Below are 21,232 nucleotides of genomic sequence, written 5' to 3'. Positions count from 1 at the left end.
TTGATTGGAGTAACGATTTTGTCCAGACTCGCTGAATTTCGTGCAGCCGAAAAGGCCCTTCAAGAACAGCTCAAGCAGTTGGAATCGCTGAAGAACGATGCCGGGCTCAAGAAGGAAATCGAATTCGAGGAAAAGCTCCAGGGACTGATGAAAACCTACGGCAAGAGCCTGCGCGACATCGTCGCGATCCTCGACCCGAACCCGTCCAAGGCAAGCCTGCAATCGACCAAACCCATCAAGACCCGCCGTGCGCGAGTGGTAAAGGTTTACCAGAACCCGCACACCGGTGAGTTGATCGAGACCAAGGGCGGCAATCACCGCGGCCTGAAAGCCTGGAAAGAACAGTACGGTGCAGCTACCGTCGACTCTTGGTTGCGTGGTTGACACGGGCGCGGTTGACAGCGTCCATGATGCAAAAAAGCCCTGAATACACTCAGGGCTTTTTTATGGGCTAAACTTTTGGATTAAATTCCGAGCGTACTACGCTGACGGCGTTATAGTTTCAAACTGTTTCGCACCGACTGTATTTCATCCTGGCTTTCAACAAACACCTGCGCCTGCCCTGCATAGGACAGCACATAAGCCTTGCCCTCATTTAGTGCCGCGACGAGTGCCTGAGACAATACATGTCGTCCGTTTTGCGTGATCGTACAAGTGGTTTCCAACGCAGTTACGCCGCCCAACATGGAAGCATGGATTTTATTGCACACACTTTGGTAACCGCCCTGGAAGAAATCCTTCTGGATCGATTTGCGCATTTCCAGCAACACGCCTTGCAAGTTGACCTGGTGATCGGGTTCGATGGTAGTCGTGGTCAATTCCATGACCATCACGGCATTGCCTGCCGAATCGCTCTTGGTTGCACGTTGTCGCAAGGGGCCCGGTGCCGCGGCGTCGGCGGGCAGAGGCTCGACAACCCAGCCTTGGGGCCAGGCGATCTGCGGTTCGTCCGCCTGGACGCCGCCGACACTCGCAATGCAGGCAAACAGCAGGACAAACAGCGAAAGGAACGGTCGAATCATTGCGTTGGCACTCAAGGGCGAATCGTAAAGTCTGAAGCCCGAGACAGAAGCAGGCAATAGCCACACACGGTTTGGCGACACCGCATCCCTTGCGTATCATGCTCGCACCTGCAAGGAAGCCGTCTGACGCAAGCCCAGGAACCGTCGCAACCAAGCGTGCGACGCCGTTTGCCCCACTTATATCCGGAGGGCCCATGAGCCTGCACGAACTCAACACTTTCCCTGGCGTCACCGCCCAACCCGACGCTGCCACGGCCAAGTTCGTCTTCAACCACACCATGTTGCGCGTCAAGGACATCACCAAGTCCCTGGATTTCTACACCCGCGTGCTGGGTTTCTCGCTGGTGGAAAAACGCGACTTCCCGGAAGCCGAATTCAGCCTGTATTTCCTGGCGCTGGTGGACAAGAACCAGATCCCGGCGGACGCAGCGGCGCGGACCGAATGGATGAAGTCGATCCCTGGCATCCTGGAACTGACCCACAACCATGGCACCGAAAGCGACCCGGCTTTCGCCTACCATAACGGCAACACCGACCCACGCGGCTTCGGCCACATCTGCATCTCGGTACCCGACGTCGCCGCCGCCTGCGAGCGCTTCGAAGCATTGGGCTGCGATTTCCAGAAACGCCTGAACGACGGTCGCATGAAAAGCCTGGCGTTCATCAAGGACCCGGATGGCTACTGGGTGGAAATCATCCAGCCTGCACCGCTGTAAACCTCACCACCGCTCCCGCAAAATAAGGGCCGATAAAAAACCCCATGAGCCAGGCCCATGGGGTTTTGTCTTGCCGCTTTCGGCTGCTTATGCCGGCGCGGAGGTGCGGATCAGGTGGTCGAAGGCACTCAGCGAAGCCTTGGCGCCCTCGCCTACGGCAATCACGATCTGCTTGTACGGCACGGTGGTCACGTCACCGGCGGCGAACACGCCAGGGATCGAGGTTTCACCCCGGGCATCGACGATAATCTCACCCCGCGGCGACAGCTCGACGGTGCCTTTGAGCCAATCGGTGTTGGGCAACAAGCCGATCTGCACGAAGATCCCCTCCAGCTCCACATCCCGCACGTCACCGCTCGGACGGTCCTTGTAGCGCAAGCCATTGACCTTCTGACCGTCTCCAGTCACTTCGGTGGTTTGGGCATTGGTAATCACCGTCACGTTTGGCAGGCTGTGCAGCTTGCGCTGCAATACCGCGTCGGCACGCAATTGCACATCGAACTCCAGCAAGGTGACGTGGGCGACGATACCGGCCAGGTCGATGGCCGCCTCGACACCGGAGTTACCACCGCCGATCACCGCCACGCGCTTGCCTTTGAACAGCGGACCGTCGCAGTGCGGGCAGTACGCCACGCCCTTGTTGCGATACTGCTGCTCGCCCGGCACGTTCATTTCACGCCAGCGGGCACCAGTCGCCAGGATCACGGTCTTGGCCTTGAGGCTCGCACCGCTGGCGAACTTGATTTCATGCAACCCGCCGGCCTTGCCTGGCACCAAGGCGTCGGCACGTTGCAGGTTCATGATGTCCACGTCGTACTGCTTGACGTGTTCTTCCAGGGCGACGGCCAGTTTCGGCCCTTCGGTTTCCTGGACCGAGATGAAGTTCTCGATGGCCATGGTGTCGAGCACCTGCCCGCCGAAACGCTCGGCCGCCACACCGGTGCGGATGCCTTTACGGGCCGCATAGATCGCCGCCGAAGCACCGGCCGGGCCACCGCCCACCACCAGCACATCGAACGCATCCTTGGCGCTGATCTTCTCGGCCTGGCGCTCGATACCGCTGGTGTCGATCTTGGCAAGAATCTCTTCCAGGCCCATGCGGCCCTGGCCAAAGTTCACGCCGTTCAGGTAGATGCTCGGCACGGCCATGATCTGCCGTTCATCGACCTCGGCCTGGAACAGCGCGCCGTCGATGGCGACGTGGCGAATGTTCGGGTTCAGCACCGCCATCAGGTTCAGTGCCTGGACCACGTCCGGGCAGTTCTGGCACGACAGCGAGAAATAGGTCTCGAAGTTGAACTCGCCCTTGAGGGAGCGGATCTGTTCGATGACGTCGACACTGGCCTTCGATGGGTGACCGCCGACTTGCAGCAAGGCCAGCACCAGCGAAGTGAATTCGTGGCCCATGGGGATGCCGGCAAAACGCAGGCTGATATCGGCACCCGGGCGATTCAACGAAAACGAAGGCTTGCGCGCATCGGTGCCGTTGTCGAGCAAAGTAATCTGGTCGCAAAGACTGGCAACGTCTTTGAGTAACGCAAGCATTTCCTGGGATTTCGCACCGTCATCGAGGGAAGCGACGATCTCGATCGGCTGGGTGACCCGTTCCAGGTATGACTTCAACTGAGCTTTAAGATTGGCGTCCAACATACGGGCGATTTCCATTTTTTGAATTTCAGAAAAAACAACGCCCGAGCGAATCTCGCCCGGGCGTTTTTTTGTGGGCGGTGCAGCTTGCTTAGGTGCGGATGACCGCCCTCAAGGGACTCACGGTCTTAGATCTTGCCGACCAGGTCCAGGGACGGCGCCAGGGTGGCCTCGCCTTCTTTCCACTTGGCTGGGCAGACTTCGCCCGGGTGAGCGGCGACGTACTGGGCGGCCTTGACCTTGCGCAACAGCTCGGAAGCGTCACGGCCGACACCACCGTCGTTGATCTCGACGATCTTGATCTGGCCTTCTGGGTTGATCACGAAAGTACCGCGGTCAGCCAGGCCGACTTCTTCGATCAGCACGTCGAAGTTGCGGGAGATGACGTGGGTCGGGTCGCCGATCATGGTGTACTGGATCTTGCCGATGGCTGGCGAAGTGTTGTGCCAGGCGGCGTGGGCGAAGTGAGTGTCGGTGGAAACGCTGTAGATTTCGACGCCCAGCTTCTTGAATTCGGCGTAGTTGTCGGCCAGGTCTTCCAGCTCGGTTGGGCAAACGAAGGTGAAGTCGGCTGGGTAGAAGAACACGACAGACCACTTGCCTTTCAGGTTGGCGTCCGATACTTCGACGAATTCGCCATTTTTGAAGGCGGTAGCGTTGAACGGTTTAACTTGGCTGTTGATGATAGGCATCGATGTTTCTCCGTCAGGGTTGAAAGTTGATGGAGAGGATCTTAACCACTCATCGCCAGGCTGGCTCATTGGCAAACCTGATGTGAATGATTGGTTTTGGCTATCAGCAGCTAAATAGATAGAAGAAAACTTAATATGGCGAGCCGGCCATATGTTCGTCCGGTGATCAGGAGGCGACGGGCGTACGCATCGTCACGAATTCTTCGGCAGCTGTCGGATGCACGCCGATGGTTTCGTCGAAGTCACGCTTGGTGGCGCCAGCCTTGAGCGCAATGGCCAGGCCCTGGACGATTTCCCCGGCATCCGGCCCGACCATGTGGCAACCCAGCACCTTGTCAGTCCGGGCATCCACCACCAGTTTCATCAGCGTGCGCTCCTGGCATTCGGTCAAGCTCAGTTTCATCGGCCGGAAGCGGCTTTCGAAAATCTGCACCTCATGGCCTTCTTCCCGGGCCTGCTCTTCCGTCAGGCCAACCGTGCCGATATTCGGCAGGCTGAACACGGCGGTGGGGATCATCCGGTAATCCACCAGGCGATATTGCTCGGGCTTGAACAGACGTCGCGCAACCGCCATGCCCTCGGCCAGGGCCACGGGCGTGAGCTGGACACGACCGATCACATCGCCAATGGCCAGGATCGATGGCTCGGTGGTCTCGTATTTTTCGTTGACCTGGACAAACCCTTTCTCGTCCACCGTGACAGCGGTGTTCTCCAAGCCAAGATTATCGAGCATCGGCCGCCGGCCGGTGGCGTAGAACACGCAATCGGTGAGCAGCGTTTGGCCATTCTTGAGCTCGACCCTCAGGCTGCCATCGTCCAGTTTTTCGATGCATTTGATGTCAGCGTCGAATTGCAGATCCAGGCCACGGCGGGTCAGTTCTTCTGCCAGGTGCTTGCGCACCGCACCGTCAAAGCCGCGCAGGAACAGTCCGCCGCGATATAGCAACGATGTCTGCGCGCCCATGCCGTGGAAAACCCCGGCGAACTCCACCGCGATGTAGCCGCCGCCCACGACGATGACGCGCTTGGGCAGTTCCTTGAGAAAGAACGCTTCGTTGGAGCTGATGGCATGCTCGCGCCCCGGAATGTCCGGGATCACCGGCCACCCACCCGTGGCGACCAGGATGTGTTTGGCGGTGTAGCGCTGGCCGTTGATCTCGACCTCATGGGGCCCGGTGATCCTGGCGTGGCCTTCGTGCAGTACGACGCCGCTGTTGACCAGCAGGTTGCGATAAATCCCGTTGAGGCGATTGATTTCCCGGTCCTTGTTGGCGATCAGCGTGGCCCAGTCGAAACTTGCCTCGCCCGCCGTCCAGCCATAGGCCGACGCCTGCTCGAAGTCCTCGGCGTAGTGCGCGCCGTAGACCAGCAGTTTTTTCGGCACGCAGCCCACGTTCACGCAGGTCCCGCCCAGGTAGCGGCTCTCCGCCACAGCCACCTTGGCGCCGAAACCGGCGGCAAACCGTGCAGCCCGCACACCGCCGGAACCGGCGCCAATCACATACAAGTCAAAATCGTAGGCCATTTCTATCTCCTTCGGCAGGTCATCAGCATACCTGCTGTTTTCGCCTGAGGCAGCGTTGCGATGGTTATGGGGGCGGAAAGTGAAAAAGCCAGCCGGACTTCGCGACCACCTTCTTGTGGCTGAGCGACGAACCAAGGCCTGCCTCACCCACTTGTGGCGAGGGGATTTATCCCCGTTGGGCTGCGCAGCAGTCCTAAAGCCTGCAACGGCGGTGTATCAGGCTGATCGCATCCGGATGTTGGGGCTGCTGCGCAGCCCAACGGGGATAAATCCCCTCGCCACAGGGTTCTGTGTGCCTATCGGGCTTGAACTGCCTGGTGATTTTCCAAAAAAAAACGCCCCGAACCAGTCGGGGCGTTTTTCAAGGCGCGGCGCAGGCTATCAGTAAGCCTTGCCGGTCTTGTAGAAGTTCTCGAAGCAGAAGTTGGTCGCGTCGATGTAGCCTTCGGCGCCACCGCAGTCGAAACGCTTGCCTTTGAACTTGTAGGCCATGACACAGCCGTTCTGGGCCTGTTTCATCAGGGCGTCGGTGATCTGGATTTCGCCGCCCTTGCCTGGCTCGGTCTGTTCGATCAGGTCGAAGATGTCCGGGGTCAGGATGTAGCGACCGATGATCGCCAGGTTCGACGGTGCGTCTTCAGGTTTTGGTTTTTCAACCATGCTGTGAACGCGGTAGATGTCGTCACGGATCATTTCGCCAGCAATCACGCCGTACTTGTTGGTTTCCTGCGGATCGACTTCCTGGATCGCCACGATGGAACAGCGGAACTGCTTGTACAGCTTGACCATCTGCGTCAGTACGCCGTCGCCTTCGAGGTTGACGCACAGGTCGTCCGCCAGGACCACGGCAAACGGTTCGTCACCGATCAGTGGGCGGCCGGTCAGGATCGCGTGACCCAGGCCTTTCATTTCAGTCTGGCGGGTGTAGGAGAACGAGCACTCATCCAGCAGTTTGCGGATACCGACCAGGTATTTTTCCTTGTCGGTGCCCTTGATCTGATTCTCCAGCTCGTAGCTGATGTCGAAATGGTCTTCCAGGGCGCGTTTGCCGCGGCCGGTGACGATGGAAATTTCCGTCAGGCCCGCATCGAGGGCTTCTTCGACGCCGTACTGGATCAGTGGCTTGTTCACCACCGGCAGCATTTCTTTGGGCATGGCTTTAGTCGCTGGCAGGAAGCGAGTACCGTAACCGGCTGCTGGGAACAAGCATTTCTTGATCATATAAGTCCTTGAAAAGGCGGTGTGTACGAGTTTCGGCGCAGTCTAATCAGGCGACGGGCACCTTACAATGCCCGCACTGGCCAACCGGTGCCATCATAGAGAAATAAAAAACGGCGGATAGTTCAATCGCCTTTCGTTTCGATGGCTGCAGCGGACCCACTGTACGCCAGTAGGCGCTGTTTGCGAGCATTTGACGTATCATGGCGCCCTTGATCACGCCAATGAGGCAGCTAGATGTCGGTAACAAGAAACGCAAACGGCTATTCGGTCAGCCAGGGCAAGGACGGCCAGTGGTGGATTATCAACTACCACGGCGAGCAGGTCGCCGGTCCCTTGCCCAGCAAGGCCATGGCGGTGGAAGTGGCCGCGGTATTCCAGGATGAGCGCGCTGCCCCGGCGGCGAAAGAACGCGACACCGCTCCCGCACGCAGCCCCCGCCGCAAGAAATAACCAGACGAGCCTCTAGTAGATGCCACCCGGGCATTGAACGAGGCTGGTTCAGCTGTACTTTAGCTGTACCGCAATGGCCATTCGCTATAATCTCGCCGTTGCCCTTCCCTTCTCGATGACGATCCCATGAAGACACTTCTGGCACTGTTTACAGTCCTGGCCCTGGCGGGCTGTGCCTCGGCCGAAAAAACCTATCTCGATAACGGCGAGCAAGGCTTGGCCATCGACTGCTCGGGCGAGGCCAACTCCTGGGCGACGTGCTACGAAAAGGCTGACGCGTCCTGTGCCGGCACCGGCTACCGCATCGTCGGCACCGACGGCACACCCCAGGCCAAGGAAAGCGAGAAGACCCTGGGCGTCGACGTCGGTAACTTCACCAGCCGCAGTGTCGTGGTGGTCTGCAAGTAATCAAATGTGGATCTCGGCAAACTTGATGCCCAGCCCGCGCAAGGTTTCGATCAGTTCATCAAGACGGCTGAAGGACTCCACTTCGTCCTGGTCATCCACCAGGAAAAAACTGCGCCCGGCGCTTTTCTTGAAGAACACGATCCATTCGCCCGGGCTCGCCGGGTTCTGGATCACGTGGGTGGCACAGATAAGACCTTCTGCATGGCGCTCGCGCACCTGCTCGCGTTTCATCGACTGGCTCCATAAATGACAATGCCGCCAACGTGAACCGTGGCGGCATCTTTTGTCGAGGGCAGTAGTTTATCCGATGCCCGGTCCGCTCGTCAGGCGCGGAATGTGATCAGCCGGAAATGCAGGCGTTGGCCGCATCCTGCACGTCGCCCGGACGCACCGGTACATTGGACATGCTTTCGTGCAGCTTGATGCTGCTGCCGCTGGAGCGCTCGTCAATATCAAACACCGCCGCCGGCAGGGTCGACAGTTTGCCCGGGACGATCAGTCGAACACCATTCTTGTGTGGCTCCACTTGCAGCGGACCACGGCTTTTGGCCAGTTTGTCGGAAACACACTTGGCATATTCGTGAGGTTTCTTTCCGGAGATGACGCTCATGGTGGGGGGCGTCTGGTTGATGTCCGATACCGATGCACATCCACTCATGGCCAATGCCAACACCCACACGCTGCGCTTCATATGATTCCTCCGATAAAGATCCTCCGACAGTGCAGGCCCCGTTTTTCTCCGGTGCCACACAGCTTTATTTTTCCCGCAACCTGCAATAAATGAACAAAGCCTGGAGCGCGGGCCGGATATTAACACTCGGGGCTGATAAACTGCGCATCATTGCCCCTTGCTATCGTTTTGATTTTGTAGAAAAAGCCCTTCTGGAGGCGCCCATGAAATTCATCCACCAGCGCGAGCACCTGAACGAAGACGACATTGTCGTCATCGAATGCTCCCAAATGTGCAACATCCGTTTGATGAACGACGCCAACTTCCGTAGTTTCAAGAACGGCGGTCGGCACACGTATCACGGCGGCGCGTTCGACACTTTCCCGGCCCGGATCACTGCCCCTAGCACCGGTTTCTGGAACATCACCATCGACACCGTCAACCGCCGTGCAATCAGCGTCACGCGCAAGCCGACCCTGACCCACAAGATCAAAATCATCCGGCGTTCCAGCTCGAAGCTGAGCTGAGCCTCGCCCACTTTCAAGACAGGCAAAACCGTGGCCCAGACGACCAAATACGTCATCAAGTACAAGCTCAACGACGAACGCCGCTTCGAATTCGCGCAACTGGAAACCGGCACCGAGGAAGAAGCCCGAGCCGCGTTGCAAAAGCTGCATGGCGAAACCGACGATGTGATCAGCGACGTCAGTGTCAGCAAGGCGCTGTAAAGACTCACCCTGATAAATGTTTGTGGCACCAGGGCGGGCACGATGCTTTTGTGGCGAGGGAGCTTGCTCCCGCTGGGCGGCGAAGCCGCCCCAATTGCCTGGTGCATTCTTGCAGGCAGACCGCGCTGGCAGGTTTTACGACTGCTGCGCAGTCGAGCGGGAGCAAGCTCCCTCGCCACAGGGGATCTGTCGTGCCTGCTGACGGGAGTGACTCAGGACATTGATGCATCGCAAGAACCGGAGTGCTGACCAACGAAACACCCTCCAGACTGACCAATCCTTTGCACCAAGGATTGTCATCATGCCCACTCCCCCGCATCTGCCCTCACTGACCCAACGAATAAATCAACTGGATTGGTCGGCCCTGGAACACGGTCTCGAGCAGGACGGCAGCGCGCTCATCCACAACCTGCTGCCCGCCACGCAATGTCGAATGCTCAGTGGTCTGTACGCAGAGAGCGGGCTTTTTCGTTCGCGGGTGATCATGGCCCGCCATGGATTCGGGCGCGGCGAGTATCAGTATTTTCGTTACCCGCTGCCTGACCTCGTCCAGCAACTGCGTCAGTCGTTGTATCCGCTGCTGGTACCGCTGGCCAACCGCTGGAACGCGTGCATGGGCCTAGAGGTGCGCTATCCCGACCGGCATGCCGATTTCATCCAGCGCTGCCATGCCGCCGGGCAGCAACGCCCGACGCCATTGTTGCTGCAATACGGCCCCCAGGACTACAACTGCCTGCACCAGGATCTGTACGGCGAGCAGGTGTTCCCGCTGCAGGTCGCGATCCTGCTGTCGGCACCGGGCCAGGACTTTACCGGGGGCGAGTTCGTGCTGACCGAACAACGTCCGCGCATGCAGTCGCGGCCGCAGGTCATCGATCTGAAACAGGGTGACGCAGTGGTGTTCGCGGTGCATCAGCGGCCCGTCAAAGGCGTTCGCGGTTATTATCGAGTGAACATGCGCCATGGCGTCAGCCGCGTGCACGACGGTAGGCGGCACACCTTGGGAATCATTTTTCATGATGCGCAATGACGACAACCCGATCACCCTCGACCTGTTCGCCGACGAGACGCCGACAACGCCCGGCCAGGTCGAACAGATTGGCCCGCAATCGTTCGTGTTGCGTGGCTTTGCCCTGCCCTGGCTCGACCGTTTGCTGCCGGCCCTGGAAACCGTGTTGCAGGCCGCGCCGTTCCGGCAGATGGTCACACCTGGCGGCTTTACCATGTCGGTGGCCTTGAGCAGTTGTGGCACGCTGGGCTGGACCACCGACCGCAGCGGCTATCGCTATAGCGCCGTTGATCCTCAGACCGGCCACCCCTGGCCCGCCATGCCGGCGGTGTTTCGTGAACTGGCCCAGGCCGCCGCCCGGCAGGCACGGTTCGAGCATTTCGAGCCGGACTCCTGCCTGATCAACCGCTACGTGCCCGGCGCACGGATGTCGTTGCATCAAGATAAAAACGAACGCCAACTCAGCGCCCCTATCGTCTCGATGTCCCTGGGCCTGCCGGCAATGTTTCAGTTCGGCGGGTTCGAGCGCAGCGACAAAAGCCTGCGTGTGCCACTGTTCCATGGTGACATCGTGGTTTGGGGTGGCACGGACCGGTTGCGTTACCACGGCGTGCTGCCGCTCAAGGCGGGAGAGCATCCGCGCCTGGGCGCCCAGCGCATCAACCTGACGTTTCGCACCGCCGGATGAAGGTGCAGAATTCAACCGCAAGACCCGGAGTGTCGCCGCTCCCCAGGCTCGCTACTGTAGCCAAAACGGGCCAATGGACATAACGACCATGAACAGCACTTCGAATCATCTCGCCCCTGAACTGGATCCGCGCTGGGCCGCCGTGCTCGCCCGGGATCCACGCGCCGACGGCACCTTCGTCTATGGCGTAAAAACCACTGGCATCTATTGCCACCCCAGCAGCCTGTCGCGCCTGCCCAACCCGCGCAACGTCGAGTTCTTCGACACGCCGGAACAGGCCCAGGCCGCCGGTTATCGGCCCAGCAAGCGCGTAGCCCGGGACCAGACCCAGATCGCCGCCCAACAAGCGGCACGGGTTGCCGCCGCTTGCCGGCAAATCGAGGCGGCCGAGCAACTGCCTGGCCTGAATCAGCTGGCAGAAAGCGCAGGCTTGAGCCCCTTCCATTTTCATCGGGTCTTCAAGGCTGTCACCGGCCTGACCCCCAAGGGTTATGCCGCCGCCCACCGCTCACGCAAGGTGCGCGAACGCCTGGCCGATGGCGGCACAATCACCGAGGCGCTGTACGACGCCGGTTTCAATTCCAACAGCCGCTTCTATGAAGCAGCCGACAAAGTGTTGGGCATGAAACCCGCCGACTACCGCGCCGCCGGGCAGAACACCGACATTCGTTTCGCCGTCGGCCAATGCTCCCTCGGGGCAATCCTGGTGGCGCAAAGCGCGCGTGGCGTGTGCGCGATCCTGCTGGGGGACGACCCGGACGCGTTGGTGCGCGACCTGCAAGACAAGTTCCGCCGGGCCAACCTGATCGGCGCCGACCGCGAGTTCGAGCAGTTGATCGCCCAGGTGGTTGGCTTCATCGAAGCACCGGCCCTAGGCTTGGACCTGCCCTTGGACCTGCGCGGCACCGCCTTCCAGGAGCGGGTCTGGCAAGCCTTGCGGGACATTCCCGCAGGCAGCACCGCCAGCTATGCCGAGATCGCCCAGCGCATCGGCATGCCCAAGGCCGTGCGCGCCGTGGCCCAGGCCTGCGGCGCCAACAGCCTGGCGGTGGCGATCCCTTGCCATCGGGTGGTACGCAGCGACGGCAACCTGTCGGGCTATCGCTGGGGTGTGGAACGCAAGCGTCAGTTGCTGGCGCTGGAGCGCTCATCCGGGGATTGAATGCCGATGTAGATCGCCACCGAGTCGGGGCCGCTGTAGACCTCGAAATCGGTAGTGAAACGGCGCAATGTCTGCGGGTTATCCGCGAAGTACGCCCAGATCAGGCCCCAGGTCTGGATCACGCAATCGGGCATCGACCCCTTGGCCGAAAACACCAGGTAGTCGCCGCCCTCGATGTCCACGGCGGGATAGCCTGCGCTGGTCGCATCCACCTGCACCCCGGCCGTCACATCGAAGTGGCCGGTGGCGTCGGACTCGTAGTTGGAATACACCCCGTAGACGAACGACTCCGACTGCCGGGCCGGAATCGTGTCGAACAGCCCTTCGTTGAAGAACTGCTGCCACATCGGGCCGATTCGGGCGGTGCCGGGCTGCTGCTCGTCGGTGTTGCGGGTGCGCACCTGCAGGCCGGCCACGGTGAAGGGTTCGACGGTCTTGAGTTTCACGTCCATGGATCGGGCTCCTTGATGTATGAAGCCCGCATGGTAACCCTCCCACCGTCGGGATCAAGTTGCAGCGCTCGATTGAAAAACTCGACTGGCCCTCGCCGGTCCACACCTGCTAAAACCGCTGTTTCCTTCTGCCGTCGGAGACCCCGCCCATGAGCCAGTGGCCAGACACTCGCATTCTTGACCTGCTCGGTATCGAGCTGCCCATCATTCAGGGGCCGCTGGCCGGGGTGACCGGGCCGGCCATGGTGGTCGCGACGTGCAATGCCGGCGGGCTGGGTTCGATGCCGGCGGCGATGCTCGATGTCGAACAACTGCGCCAGGCGCTGACGACCATCGGCGAGCAAACCGACAAGCCGTTCAACGTGAATTTTTTCTGTCACCAGCCCCCGGCCTTCGACGAACAGCGGGCCGCGGCCTGGAAGCAACGGCTCAAGCCGTACTACCAGGAACTGGGCGTCGACTTCGACGCGCCGACCCCGGTGTCCAACCGCACCCCCTTCGATGATGCCGCCTGCCAGGTGTTGGAAGAGATGCGTCCCAAAGTGGTCAGTTTTCATTTCGGCCTGCCGGAAAAATCCTTGCTGGATCGGGTGAAGGCCACTGGCGCGAAAATCCTTTCCTCGGCCACTACCGTCGAGGAGGCCATCTGGCTGGAACAGCATGGTTGCGATGCGATCATTGCCATGGGTTACGAAGCCGGTGGTCATCGCGGGATGTTCCTCAGCGACGACCTCAACACCCAAGTCGGGCTGTTTGCCTTGCTGCCGCAGGTGGTGGATGCGGTGAAGGTGCCGGTGATCGCCACCGGCGGCATTGGCGATGCACGGGGGATCGTCGCGGCGTTCGCCCTGGGCGCCTCGGCGGTGCAACTGGGCAGCGCCTATCTGTTCACCCCCGAGGCGAAGATCAGCGCTTCCCATCACCGCGCGTTGCGCACGGCCAAGGAAAGCCAGACCGCTGTTACCAACCTGTTCACTGGGCGCCCGGCCCGAGGCATCGTCAACCGGGTGATGCGCGAAGTGGGCCCGATGAGCCCGCTCGCACCGGCCTTTCCCCTGGCGGGCGGCGCGTTGATGCCGCTGCGCGCCAAGGATGAAGCGGACTTCAGCAACCTGTGGGCCGGCCAGGCGTTTCCCCTGGGCCGCGAACTGTCGAGCGCCGAGTTGACCCGGCGGTTGGCTGAAGAGGCATTGGCCCGATTCAACAATCGTGGGCGGTCCTGACAGCCGTCATCGCCTGTCAGGCCGCCATCGCTTGCTCCCTCGCTCCCCAGGCAAAATGCCACGTTCCGTTTGTCGGCCATTCGCTATATATTCCGGTATATAGCGAACCTGCCCTCGGAGCCTCACCTATGCGCCTCACCCGCTTCGCGCCGTTGCTGTTGATCCCGTTCCTGACTATTGGCGCCGTCCAGGCCGCAGAGGTGCAGGTGGCGGTCGCCGCCAATTTCACCGCACCGATCCAGGCCATCGCCGCCGACTTCGAAAAAGACACCGGGCATAAATTGGTGGCGGCTTACGGCGCCACCGGGCAGTTCTACACGCAGATCAAGAACGGCGCGCCATTCGAAGTTTTCCTCGCCGCCGACGACACCACCCCGGCCAGACTCGAGAGCGAGGGCGACACCCTCAAGGGCTCGCGCTTCACCTACGCCGTCGGCACCCTGGCGCTGTGGTCAGCCAAAGAGGGTTATGTCGATGGCACGGGGCAGGTCCTCAAGCACAACGACTTCCAGCACCTGTCCATTGCCAACCCAAAAGCAGCACCCTACGGCCTCGCCGCGACCCAGGTGCTGGACAAGCTCGGCTTGACCGCGCAGGTGAAAGGCAAGCTCGTCGAAGGCCAGAACATCACCCAGGCCTATCAGTTCGTCTCCACCGGTAACGCCGAACTCGGTTTCGTCGCCTTGTCCCAGGTGTACAAGGACGGCAGAGTGACGGGCGGCTCGGCGTGGATCGTCCCGGCCGAACTGCACGACCCGATCAAACAGGACGCGGTGATTCTCAGCAAGGGCCGGGACAACCCCGCTGCCGCGGCTTTGGTGGATTACCTCAAGGGCCCGAAAGCCGCCGCCATCGTCCAAGCCTACGGTTACCATCGCTAAAATGCCCCTGACCAGCGCCGACTATGCCGCCATCTGGCTGACCCTCAAACTGGCGTCCTTGACCACGGTGATCCTGCTGCTCATCGGCACGCCCATCGCTTTATGGCTGTCGCGCACCCGCTCGTGGCTGCGCGGGCCGGTGGGCGCGGTGGTGGCATTGCCATTGGTGTTGCCACCCACGGTGATCGGCTTCTACCTGTTGCTGGCGTTGGGGCCGCACGGCTGGATCGGCCAATTCACCCAGGCCCTCGGGCTGGGCACCCTCACCTTCAGCTTCACCGGGCTGGTGATCGGCTCGGTGATCTACTCCATGCCGTTTGTGGTGCAGCCGTTGCAGAACGCCTTTGCCGCCATCGGCAGTCGCCCCTTGGAAGTCGCCGCTACCCTGCGGGCCGGGCCTTGGGATACGTTTTTCAGCGTCATCCTGCCCCTGGCCCGCCCCGGCTTCATCACCGCGGCGATTCTCGGCTTTGCCCACACCGTCGGCGAATTCGGCGTGGTGCTGATGATCGGCGGCAACATTCCGGAGAAAACCCGGGTGGTGTCGGTGCAGATCTACGACCATGTCGAAGCCTTGGAATACGCCCAGGCCCACTGGCTGGCCGCGGCGATGCTGGTGTTTTCATTCCTGGTGCTGCTGGCGCTGTATTCCAGCCGCCGAACCCGTGCCGGTTGGAGCTGATCGATGATTCAGGCGCGTTTTCAGCTCGACCACGGGGCTTTTTCCCTGGACCTGGATGTGCAACTGCCCGGCCGTGGCGTGACCGCACTGTATGGGCCTTCCGGTTCCGGTAAAACCACCTGCCTGCGCTGCATTGCCGGGTTGGAGCGACCGGCCCGGGGTTTTATCGAGGTCAACGGCCAAGTCTGGCAAGACAGTGAGCACGCGGTGTTCATGCCGCCCCATAAACGGCCGGTGGGGTATGTGTTCCAGGAGGCGAGCCTGTTCGCCCATCTGTCGGTGCAGGCCAACCTGGCGTTCGGCCTCAAGCGCATCGCGCCGGCACAACGGCGGGTGGACATGCAACAGGCGACCGAACTGCTGGGCATCGGCCACTTGCTCGATCGGCAGCCGCACAACCTGTCCGGCGGCGAGCGCCAGCGGGTGGGCATCGCCCGCGCCTTGCTCACCAGCCCGCAACTGCTGCTGATGGATGAGCCGCTGGCGGCCCTCGATACCCGGCGCAAAAACGAAATCCTGCCGTACCTGCAACGGCTCCACGATGAGCTGGACATTCCAGTGCTGTATGTCAGCCATTCCCAGGACGAAGTGGCGCGCCTGGCCGATCACATCGTATTGCTCGACGGCGGCCGCGCGCTGGCCAGTGGGCCGATCGGCGAAACCCTGGCCCGGCTCGACCTGCCATTGGCCCTGGGGGATGACGCTGGCGTGGTGATCGAGGGCAAGGTCAGCGGTTATGACCCGGCTTATCAACTGCTGACCCTGAATCTGCCCGATAGCCAACTGAACGTACGCGTGGCCCACACGTCCCTGGCCCTCGGCCAGCCGCTGCGTTTCAAGGTCCAGGCCCGGGACGTCAGCCTCAGCCTGGCGAACGATGCCCAGACCAGCATCCTCAATCGCCTGCCGGTCACCGTGGTCAGCGAACAGGCCGCCGACAACACCGCCCATGTGCTGGTCCGCCTGGAAGCCGCCGGCACCCCGCTGCTGGCGCGCATCACCCGCTATTCGCGCGATCAGCTCAAGCTGCATCCGGGGCAGTTGCTGTGGGCGCAGATCAAGGCGGTGGCGGTGTTGGCGTAGTCCACCTTGTGTGCGAGCTTGCTCGCGATGACGACGCATCCAACCTTGATGCAAGCTGATTCACCGCTATCGCGAGCAAGCTCGCTCCCACAGGGGTTGCGGGTAACCGCAGAATCTTGGCACGACCGCAACGGGCTGCGGTCAATCGATGACAGGCCACCGGATTCGCTGCCAAGGACTTTCTTCATGCCCGACACCCTGCCGCCGGATGCATTGCCGGCCGACCTGCATTACGTCGACGACACGGCCCCCGGCATCACCCGCAAGAAATTGCGTGGCAAGTTCTGTTATTTCGACCCGCAAGGCCAGCGCATCACCGACGCAACCGAAATCCAGCGCATCAATGCCCTGGCGGTGCCACCGGCCTATACCGATGTCTGGATCTGCACCGACCCGCGCGGCCATCTCCAGGCCACCGGGCGCGATGCCCGTGGACGCAAGCAGTACCGTTACCATGCGCGCTGGCGTGAGGTCCGTGATGCGGACAAGTATTCGCGGATGCTGGAATTCGGACGGGCCCTGCCGCGCTTGCGCAAACGCCTGGAGGAAATCCTCGCCACGCCCGGGTTCAGCCGCGACAAAGTCATGGCCACGGTCATCACCCTGCTGGACACGACCCTGATCCGCGTCGGCAACAGCCAATATGCCCGGGACAATCGCTCCTATGGCCTGACGACCCTGCGCAACAAGCATGTCGAGGTCAACGGCAGCGCCATCGCCTTCCAGTTCCGTGGCAAGAGCGGCATCGAGCACCAGATCACCGTGAAGGACCGGCGCCTGGCGCGGATCATCAAGCGCTGCCAGGAGATCCCCGGGCAGAACCTGTTCCAGTACCTGGACGAACACGGCGAACGCCACGCCATCAGTTCTTCGGACATCAACGCCTACCTCAAGACCCTCACTGGCGCTGACTTCACCGCCAAGGACTACCGCACCTGGGCCGGCAGCGCAGCCGCTCTGGCCGGGTTGCGGACGCTGCGCTGGGAAACCGAAAGCGAGGCCAAAAGGCATGTCGCCGAGATGGTCAGGCAAGTCGCCCGACAACTGGGCAACACGCCGACCGTCTGTCGCAAGTGCTACATTCATCCTGCGGTGGTGGAGAGTTTCCTGCTCGGTGCCCTGACCCAGTTACCCAAACCCCGGGCACGTAAAGGCCTCAGCGAAGAAGAAGCCGGGCTGGCGTTATTCCTGCAGCGCATGACGCAAGCTGCCCAGAAATGCGAACAGCAGCAACCGGCTTGATGCGCTCACCGGCAGCCAGCCACGGATGAGGAACATCCGCAGACCGCTGGACTCCCAACTGTACGGTACAGCCGATCCGCAGGCACTTGCAAAGGGTGAAGTCGACAGGAGTTTCAGATGTCCGAACACATTGTCCATTTTCATTGCCAGATCGATCAGGGAACCACGGAACGCTTTCGCGATAACTGCCTGGAGGCCATTGAGAAAGGCGCCGACTCGCTGATGCTCAATCTCTCCACAGTCGGTGGCAGCACCAACTTCGGCTTCACCCTCTACACCTTCATCAAGTCCCTGCCGGTACCGGTACGTGCGGTGAACGCCGGCAACATCGAGTCGATGGGCATCGTCATGTACCTGGCCGCCAGCGACCGCACCACTACCCCGCACTCGCGTTTCCTGATTCATCCGATGAACTGGTACTTCGGCCAGAAGTCGGTGGACCACTCACGCTTGCGCGAGTACCTGTCCAGCCTGGACAACGACGTGGCGCGCTACGTGGAAATCTACGTCAAGGAAACCGCTGGCGCGGCGACGCAGCTGGATATTTTCAAATGCCTGTGTGCCGAGGAACGGGTGATTCCAGCGGAGAACTCCCTGGCTTTCGGCATTGCCCATCGGGTCGAGCAAGTGGTGTTCCCGGCAGATGCCAAGCATTGGAAAGTCAGCGGTGGCGAGGATTAGAAGTGAAGGCTGGTGGCAGACCATTCGTCGCCAGCAAGCGGTTTTTTTTAAACTTCCCCCGGCCATTTTCTTTCCCAACTAATGCGAGGCACGTTGCTCGCTCAACCAAAATGAGGATTCTCGAAATGGCCAGTAGCGGAAACAAAAACCCAGGCAACTTCGCCAATGATCGTGAAAAAGCATCGGAAGCCGGCAAGAAAGGCGGACAAGCGTCGGGCGGCAACGTTGCTAACGACCGGCAAAAAGGCACTGGAGCCGGTAACAAAGGTAGCGAACGCAGCCAAGGCGGCGGCAGAAAATCGTAACCACGCAAATCGTTGGGGCGCAGACGTATTGCGCCCCGGCGCTATCCGCTCTCGCTCTCGCTACAAATACGAAATTCCATATATTCGATTGTCCGCATATACTCCGGCGCAGCCCAACCTTGCGCTTATCGGAGCCGATCGATGAAAGTCCTCTTCATGTGCACAGCCAACAGTTGCCGCAGCATTCTCAGCGAAGCGATGTTCAACCATCTGGCCCCGGCCGGATTCCAGGCCGTCAGCGCCGGCAGTTTCCCCAAGGGCCACGTGCTCCCGCGCAGCCTGAGCACCTTGCAAGAAGCCGGTATCAGCGTAAAAGGCTTGCGCAGCAAGGGTAACGACGCGTTCGAGGGCAGTCCGCCGGACATCGTCATCACCGTGTGCGACAGCGCCGCTCGCGATGCTTGCCCGGTGTACTTCGGTCCGGCCATCAAGGCCCACTGGGGCCTGGTCGATCCATCGACCGTCAGAGGCAGCGATGATCAGATCGGCCAGGCCTTCCATGCCACCCTGGATCGTATCGAAACCCGCTGCCGGGCCTTTTTTGCCCTGCCCTTCGACCAGCTCGATGCCCAGGCCTTGAAAGCCGAGCTCGACCGCATCGGCACCCTCTGACCGCTCAACCTGCGCGATAGGCCTGCTTCACCGTCTCGATCCAACTCGCCTCCAGGCGCGACTGTTCGGTGCCCAGGCCCAGCGCCTGCATCTTCGCCAGGTGCGCGTCGGCCTCTCGCGCCAGGGAGCCCTGGGCGCTGGAGTTGGCGTCCAGCTGATGCATCTGGGCCAGCCCCAGGTGATAGAAACGCAGCAGCTTCATAGCGGTGGGATCCTGGGCTTGCACGCCAGCGGTCACCTGGTGCATCACGTTGGTGATTTTCATCAGGCTGCGCTTGAGCTGCCAGCCGTACACGGCGGCGGCCATCCATGGCTGCGACCAGAAATACAGGCGCATCAGCGCGGCCATTGCCAGCACCGCGACAAGCACCCCGCCGAGATTGAAACGAAAGTTATCGCCTCCGGGCGTGCCCAGCAGCAGCACGGCCAGGCTGGACAGCAACATCGCCAGGGCCAGGAACACCACCGCGATGATCAGGGTGCTGCGGCGAGTCTGCTTGCGATAGGTGTCGCTATCCCACGGTTTGATCTCGAACATCGCGGTGCAATTTCCTTGTACGGCATCAAAAGAGTCACGCATTATCGCCTGCCCGGTCGATTTAGCTATGCTGGAGCTCATTTTGTATCGCAACCGACTCGCCGGGTCCGGATCGAAGTCCATGGCGATAGCGCAAGGATCGTGCGATCTTTCTGCGTGGACGTTTTTTTCAAGATGCCGTCGTTGTGTGCATGGCATCGTTTTCAAGGAAAGCTGAATGAATCAAAGACATGTAATCAACGCCTCGGTAAGCCCCAAAGGCAGCCTGGAGACCTTGTCCCAGCGCGAAGTCCAGCAACTGAGCGAAGCCGGTTCCGGCAGTATCTATACCCTCTTCCGCCAGTGCGCCCTGGCCATCCTCAACACCGGCGCCCATGTTGATAACGCCAAGACCATCCTGGAAGCCTACAAGGACTTCGAGATCCGTATTCACCAGCAGGACCGGGGCGTGCGCCTGGAGCTGCTGAACGCACCGGCCGACGCGTTCGTCGACGGCGAAATGATCGCCAGCACCCGGGAAATGCTGTTCAGCGCCCTGCGCGACATCGTCTACACCGAGAACGAGCTGGACAGCCAGCGCATCGACCTCAGCTCGTCCCAGGGCATCAGCGACTACGTCTTCCACCTGCTGCGCAACGCCCGCACCTTGCGTCCTGGCGTGGAGCCGAAAATCGTCGTGTGCTGGGGCGGTCACTCGATCAACACCGAAGAATACAAATACACCAAGAAGGTCGGCCACGAGCTGGGCCTGCGCAGCCTGGATATCTGCACCGGCTGCGGCCCTGGCGTGATGAAAGGCCCGATGAAAGGCGCCACCATTGCCCATGCCAAGCAGCGTATCCATGGCGGCCGCTACCTGGGCCTGACGGAACCAGGCATCATCGCCGCCGAGGCGCCGAACCCGATCGTCAATGAGCTGGTGATCCTGCCGGACATCGAGAAACGCCTCGAGGCTTTCGTACGTGTCGGTCACGGCATCATCATCTTCCCGGGTGGCGCTGGTACGGCGGAAGAGTTCCTCTACCTGCTGGGTATCCTGATGCACCCGGCCAACCAGGACCTGCCATTCCCGGTGGTGCTCACCGGACCGAAAAGCGCCGCGCCGTACCTCGATCAGTTGCATGCATTTGTCGGTGCAACCCTGGGTGAGGCCGCGCAGAAGCACTATCAGATCATCATCGACGACCCGGCCGAAGTGGCGCGGCAGATGACCCAGGGGCTCAAGGAGGTCAAGCAGTTCCGCCGCGAGCGCAACGACGCCTTCCACTTCAACTGGCTGCTGAAGATCGACGAAGGCTTCCAGCGCCCGTTCGACCCGACCCACGCCAACATGGCCAGCCTGGGCCTGAGCCGCGACCTGCCCGCCCACGAACTGGCGGCCAACCTGCGCCGGGCGTTCTCGGGCATCGTGGCCGGTAACGTCAAGGACAAGGGCATCCGCCTGATCGAAGAACACGGCCCTTACGAGATCCACGGCGACGCCGCCATCATGGAACCCCTCGACCGCCTGCTCCAGGCCTTCGTCGCCCAGCACCGCATGAAACTGCCAGGCGGCGCGGCGTATGTGCCGTGCTATCGCGTGGTGACCTGACCTA

At 61.1% G+C, this 21,232-nt stretch carries 27 protein-coding genes; 18 read left to right on the top strand and 9 right to left on the bottom strand.

What is annotated here, in order from left to right; translation table 11 throughout:
• The first annotated feature begins 18 nt into the window (after nucleotides 1-18).
• A complete protein-coding gene (locus BLU76_RS11735) occupies nucleotides 19-384 on the top strand; it encodes a histone-like nucleoid-structuring protein, MvaT/MvaU family (RefSeq protein WP_003202992.1) in 366 nt (121 codons plus the stop codon).
• Nucleotides 385-494: 110 nt separating this feature from the next.
• Here the strand turns inward: BLU76_RS11735 and BLU76_RS11730 are convergent, their stop codons facing one another.
• A complete protein-coding gene (locus tag BLU76_RS11730) occupies nucleotides 495-1,022 on the bottom strand; it encodes a DUF4946 domain-containing protein (RefSeq protein ID WP_063320624.1) in 528 nt (175 codons plus the stop codon).
• Nucleotides 1,023-1,216: 194 nt separating this feature from the next.
• Here BLU76_RS11730 and gloA point away from each other — a divergent pair, with 194 nt between their 5' ends.
• The gene (gene gloA, locus BLU76_RS11725) at nucleotides 1,217-1,738 is read left to right on the top strand and encodes a lactoylglutathione lyase (protein ID WP_063320623.1); all 522 of its coding nucleotides are present in this window, start codon (nucleotides 1,217-1,219) and stop codon (nucleotides 1,736-1,738) included.
• Nucleotides 1,739-1,825: 87 nt separating this feature from the next.
• Here the strand turns inward: gloA and ahpF are convergent, their stop codons facing one another.
• The 4 genes from ahpF to galU all read right to left on the bottom strand — a co-directional run bounded on the left by ahpF (nucleotide 1,826) and on the right by galU (nucleotide 6,823).
• Nucleotides 1,826-3,388 carry an alkyl hydroperoxide reductase subunit F gene (gene ahpF, locus BLU76_RS11720; protein ID WP_063320622.1) on the bottom strand — a complete coding sequence of 521 codons (1,563 nt, stop codon included), beginning with the start codon at nucleotides 3,386-3,388 and terminating at the stop codon, nucleotides 1,826-1,828.
• 125 nt (nucleotides 3,389-3,513) lie between these two features.
• Nucleotides 3,514-4,077 carry an alkyl hydroperoxide reductase subunit C gene (gene ahpC / locus BLU76_RS11715; protein ID WP_063320621.1) on the bottom strand — a complete coding sequence of 188 codons (564 nt, stop codon included), beginning with the start codon at nucleotides 4,075-4,077 and terminating at the stop codon, nucleotides 3,514-3,516.
• Nucleotides 4,078-4,243: 166 nt separating this feature from the next.
• Nucleotides 4,244-5,602 carry a glutathione-disulfide reductase gene (gorA, locus tag BLU76_RS11710; RefSeq protein WP_092144673.1) on the bottom strand — a complete coding sequence of 453 codons (1,359 nt, stop codon included), beginning with the start codon at nucleotides 5,600-5,602 and terminating at the stop codon, nucleotides 4,244-4,246.
• A 381-nt stretch (nucleotides 5,603-5,983) separates the two neighbouring features.
• Nucleotides 5,984-6,823 carry a UTP--glucose-1-phosphate uridylyltransferase GalU gene (gene galU, locus BLU76_RS11705; RefSeq protein ID WP_003182953.1) on the bottom strand — a complete coding sequence of 280 codons (840 nt, stop codon included), beginning with the start codon at nucleotides 6,821-6,823 and terminating at the stop codon, nucleotides 5,984-5,986.
• A gap of 234 nt (nucleotides 6,824-7,057) precedes the next feature.
• On the opposite strand from galU, the gene BLU76_RS11700 reads away from it, so the two are divergent.
• Together BLU76_RS11700 and BLU76_RS11695 are read left to right on the top strand one after the other, a co-directional pair.
• The gene (locus BLU76_RS11700; protein WP_063320619.1) at nucleotides 7,058-7,273 is read left to right on the top strand and encodes a hypothetical protein; all 216 of its coding nucleotides are present in this window, start codon (nucleotides 7,058-7,060) and stop codon (nucleotides 7,271-7,273) included.
• Nucleotides 7,274-7,399: 126 nt separating this feature from the next.
• Nucleotides 7,400-7,681, top strand: a complete 282-nt coding sequence (locus BLU76_RS11695; protein ID WP_063320618.1) for a hypothetical protein — start codon at nucleotides 7,400-7,402, stop codon at nucleotides 7,679-7,681.
• On the opposite strand, the gene BLU76_RS11690 is transcribed toward BLU76_RS11695, so the two are convergent.
• Nucleotides 7,682-7,912, bottom strand: coding sequence for a hypothetical protein (locus BLU76_RS11690; RefSeq protein ID WP_072348699.1), 231 nt, complete (start codon nucleotides 7,910-7,912; stop codon nucleotides 7,682-7,684).
• Nucleotides 7,913-8,021: 109 nt separating this feature from the next.
• Nucleotides 8,022-8,372, bottom strand: a complete 351-nt coding sequence (locus tag BLU76_RS11685) for a hypothetical protein (RefSeq protein WP_003203007.1) — start codon at nucleotides 8,370-8,372, stop codon at nucleotides 8,022-8,024.
• A gap of 203 nt (nucleotides 8,373-8,575) precedes the next feature.
• Between BLU76_RS11685 and BLU76_RS11680 the strand changes: the two genes are divergently transcribed.
• The 5 genes from BLU76_RS11680 (at nucleotide 8,576) to ada (ending at nucleotide 11,938) form a co-directional block, all read left to right on the top strand.
• Nucleotides 8,576-8,878: a DUF1883 domain-containing protein gene (locus BLU76_RS11680; RefSeq protein ID WP_003182962.1), complete on the top strand. Its 303-nt coding sequence runs from the start codon at nucleotides 8,576-8,578 to the stop codon at nucleotides 8,876-8,878.
• 30 nt (nucleotides 8,879-8,908) lie between these two features.
• Nucleotides 8,909-9,079: a hypothetical protein gene (locus BLU76_RS31505; RefSeq protein ID WP_092144672.1), complete on the top strand. Its 171-nt coding sequence runs from the start codon at nucleotides 8,909-8,911 to the stop codon at nucleotides 9,077-9,079.
• Nucleotides 9,080-9,380: 301 nt separating this feature from the next.
• A complete protein-coding gene (locus tag BLU76_RS11670; protein ID WP_092144671.1) occupies nucleotides 9,381-10,109 on the top strand; it encodes a 2OG-Fe(II) oxygenase in 729 nt (242 codons plus the stop codon).
• Nucleotides 10,096-10,776: a DNA oxidative demethylase AlkB gene (gene alkB / locus BLU76_RS11665; protein ID WP_371856945.1), complete on the top strand. Its 681-nt coding sequence runs from the start codon at nucleotides 10,096-10,098 to the stop codon at nucleotides 10,774-10,776. Before BLU76_RS11670 ends, alkB begins: the two co-directional genes overlap by 14 nt.
• An 88-nt stretch (nucleotides 10,777-10,864) precedes the next feature.
• Nucleotides 10,865-11,938: a bifunctional DNA-binding transcriptional regulator/O6-methylguanine-DNA methyltransferase Ada gene (gene ada, locus BLU76_RS11660; protein WP_092144670.1), complete on the top strand. Its 1,074-nt coding sequence runs from the start codon at nucleotides 10,865-10,867 to the stop codon at nucleotides 11,936-11,938.
• On the opposite strand, the gene BLU76_RS11655 is transcribed toward ada, so the two are convergent.
• Nucleotides 11,902-12,390 (bottom strand): GyrI-like domain-containing protein, encoded by a 489-nt coding sequence (locus tag BLU76_RS11655; protein WP_092222782.1) that lies wholly within the window; start codon nucleotides 12,388-12,390, stop codon nucleotides 11,902-11,904. The two genes, ada and BLU76_RS11655, sit on opposite strands and share 37 nt — an antisense overlap.
• Before the next feature lie 149 nt (nucleotides 12,391-12,539).
• On the opposite strand from BLU76_RS11655, the gene BLU76_RS11650 reads away from it, so the two are divergent.
• The 8 genes from BLU76_RS11650 (at nucleotide 12,540) to BLU76_RS11615 (ending at nucleotide 19,099) form a co-directional block, all read left to right on the top strand.
• Nucleotides 12,540-13,613, top strand: a complete 1,074-nt coding sequence (locus tag BLU76_RS11650) for an NAD(P)H-dependent flavin oxidoreductase (protein ID WP_063320613.1) — start codon at nucleotides 12,540-12,542, stop codon at nucleotides 13,611-13,613.
• A gap of 128 nt (nucleotides 13,614-13,741) precedes the next feature.
• Complete coding sequence (modA, locus tag BLU76_RS11645; protein ID WP_092222780.1) at nucleotides 13,742-14,494, top strand: molybdate ABC transporter substrate-binding protein; 753 nt, start codon at nucleotides 13,742-13,744, stop codon at nucleotides 14,492-14,494.
• A gap of 1 nt (nucleotide 14,495) precedes the next feature.
• Complete coding sequence (gene modB / locus BLU76_RS11640) at nucleotides 14,496-15,176, top strand: molybdate ABC transporter permease subunit (RefSeq protein ID WP_063320611.1); 681 nt, start codon at nucleotides 14,496-14,498, stop codon at nucleotides 15,174-15,176.
• 3 nt (nucleotides 15,177-15,179) lie between these two features.
• Entirely contained in the window at nucleotides 15,180-16,259 is a 1,080-nt protein-coding gene (modC, locus tag BLU76_RS11635) for a molybdenum ABC transporter ATP-binding protein (protein WP_092222778.1), read from the top strand.
• Nucleotides 16,260-16,445: 186 nt separating this feature from the next.
• Complete coding sequence (locus tag BLU76_RS11630; protein WP_092222776.1) at nucleotides 16,446-17,501, top strand: DNA topoisomerase IB; 1,056 nt, start codon at nucleotides 16,446-16,448, stop codon at nucleotides 17,499-17,501.
• A gap of 117 nt (nucleotides 17,502-17,618) precedes the next feature.
• On the top strand, nucleotides 17,619-18,182 hold the full coding sequence (locus BLU76_RS11625) for an ATP-dependent Clp protease proteolytic subunit (protein WP_014337800.1): 564 nt from the start codon (nucleotides 17,619-17,621) through the stop codon (nucleotides 18,180-18,182).
• Nucleotides 18,183-18,307: 125 nt separating this feature from the next.
• The gene (locus BLU76_RS11620; protein WP_003203031.1) at nucleotides 18,308-18,487 is read left to right on the top strand and encodes a con-10 family general stress protein; all 180 of its coding nucleotides are present in this window, start codon (nucleotides 18,308-18,310) and stop codon (nucleotides 18,485-18,487) included.
• A gap of 141 nt (nucleotides 18,488-18,628) precedes the next feature.
• Nucleotides 18,629-19,099, top strand: a complete 471-nt coding sequence (locus BLU76_RS11615) for an arsenate reductase ArsC (RefSeq protein WP_063320607.1) — start codon at nucleotides 18,629-18,631, stop codon at nucleotides 19,097-19,099.
• A gap of 4 nt (nucleotides 19,100-19,103) precedes the next feature.
• On the opposite strand, the gene BLU76_RS11610 is transcribed toward BLU76_RS11615, so the two are convergent.
• A complete protein-coding gene (locus BLU76_RS11610; protein ID WP_063320606.1) occupies nucleotides 19,104-19,637 on the bottom strand; it encodes a DUF3087 family protein in 534 nt (177 codons plus the stop codon).
• Between the two features lie 217 nt (nucleotides 19,638-19,854).
• On the opposite strand from BLU76_RS11610, the gene ppnN reads away from it, so the two are divergent.
• Nucleotides 19,855-21,228 (top strand): nucleotide 5'-monophosphate nucleosidase PpnN, encoded by a 1,374-nt coding sequence (gene ppnN / locus BLU76_RS11605; protein ID WP_063320605.1) that lies wholly within the window; start codon nucleotides 19,855-19,857, stop codon nucleotides 21,226-21,228.
• Nucleotides 21,229-21,232: the final 4 nt, after the last annotated feature.

Source organism: Pseudomonas sp. NFACC08-1 (assembly GCF_900106735.1).
Lineage (GTDB): Bacteria > Pseudomonadota > Gammaproteobacteria > Pseudomonadales > Pseudomonadaceae > Aquipseudomonas > Aquipseudomonas fluorescens_Q.
Note: the sequence above shows the minus strand (reverse complement) of the source record. Positions and strands in the feature narration are given on the sequence as shown.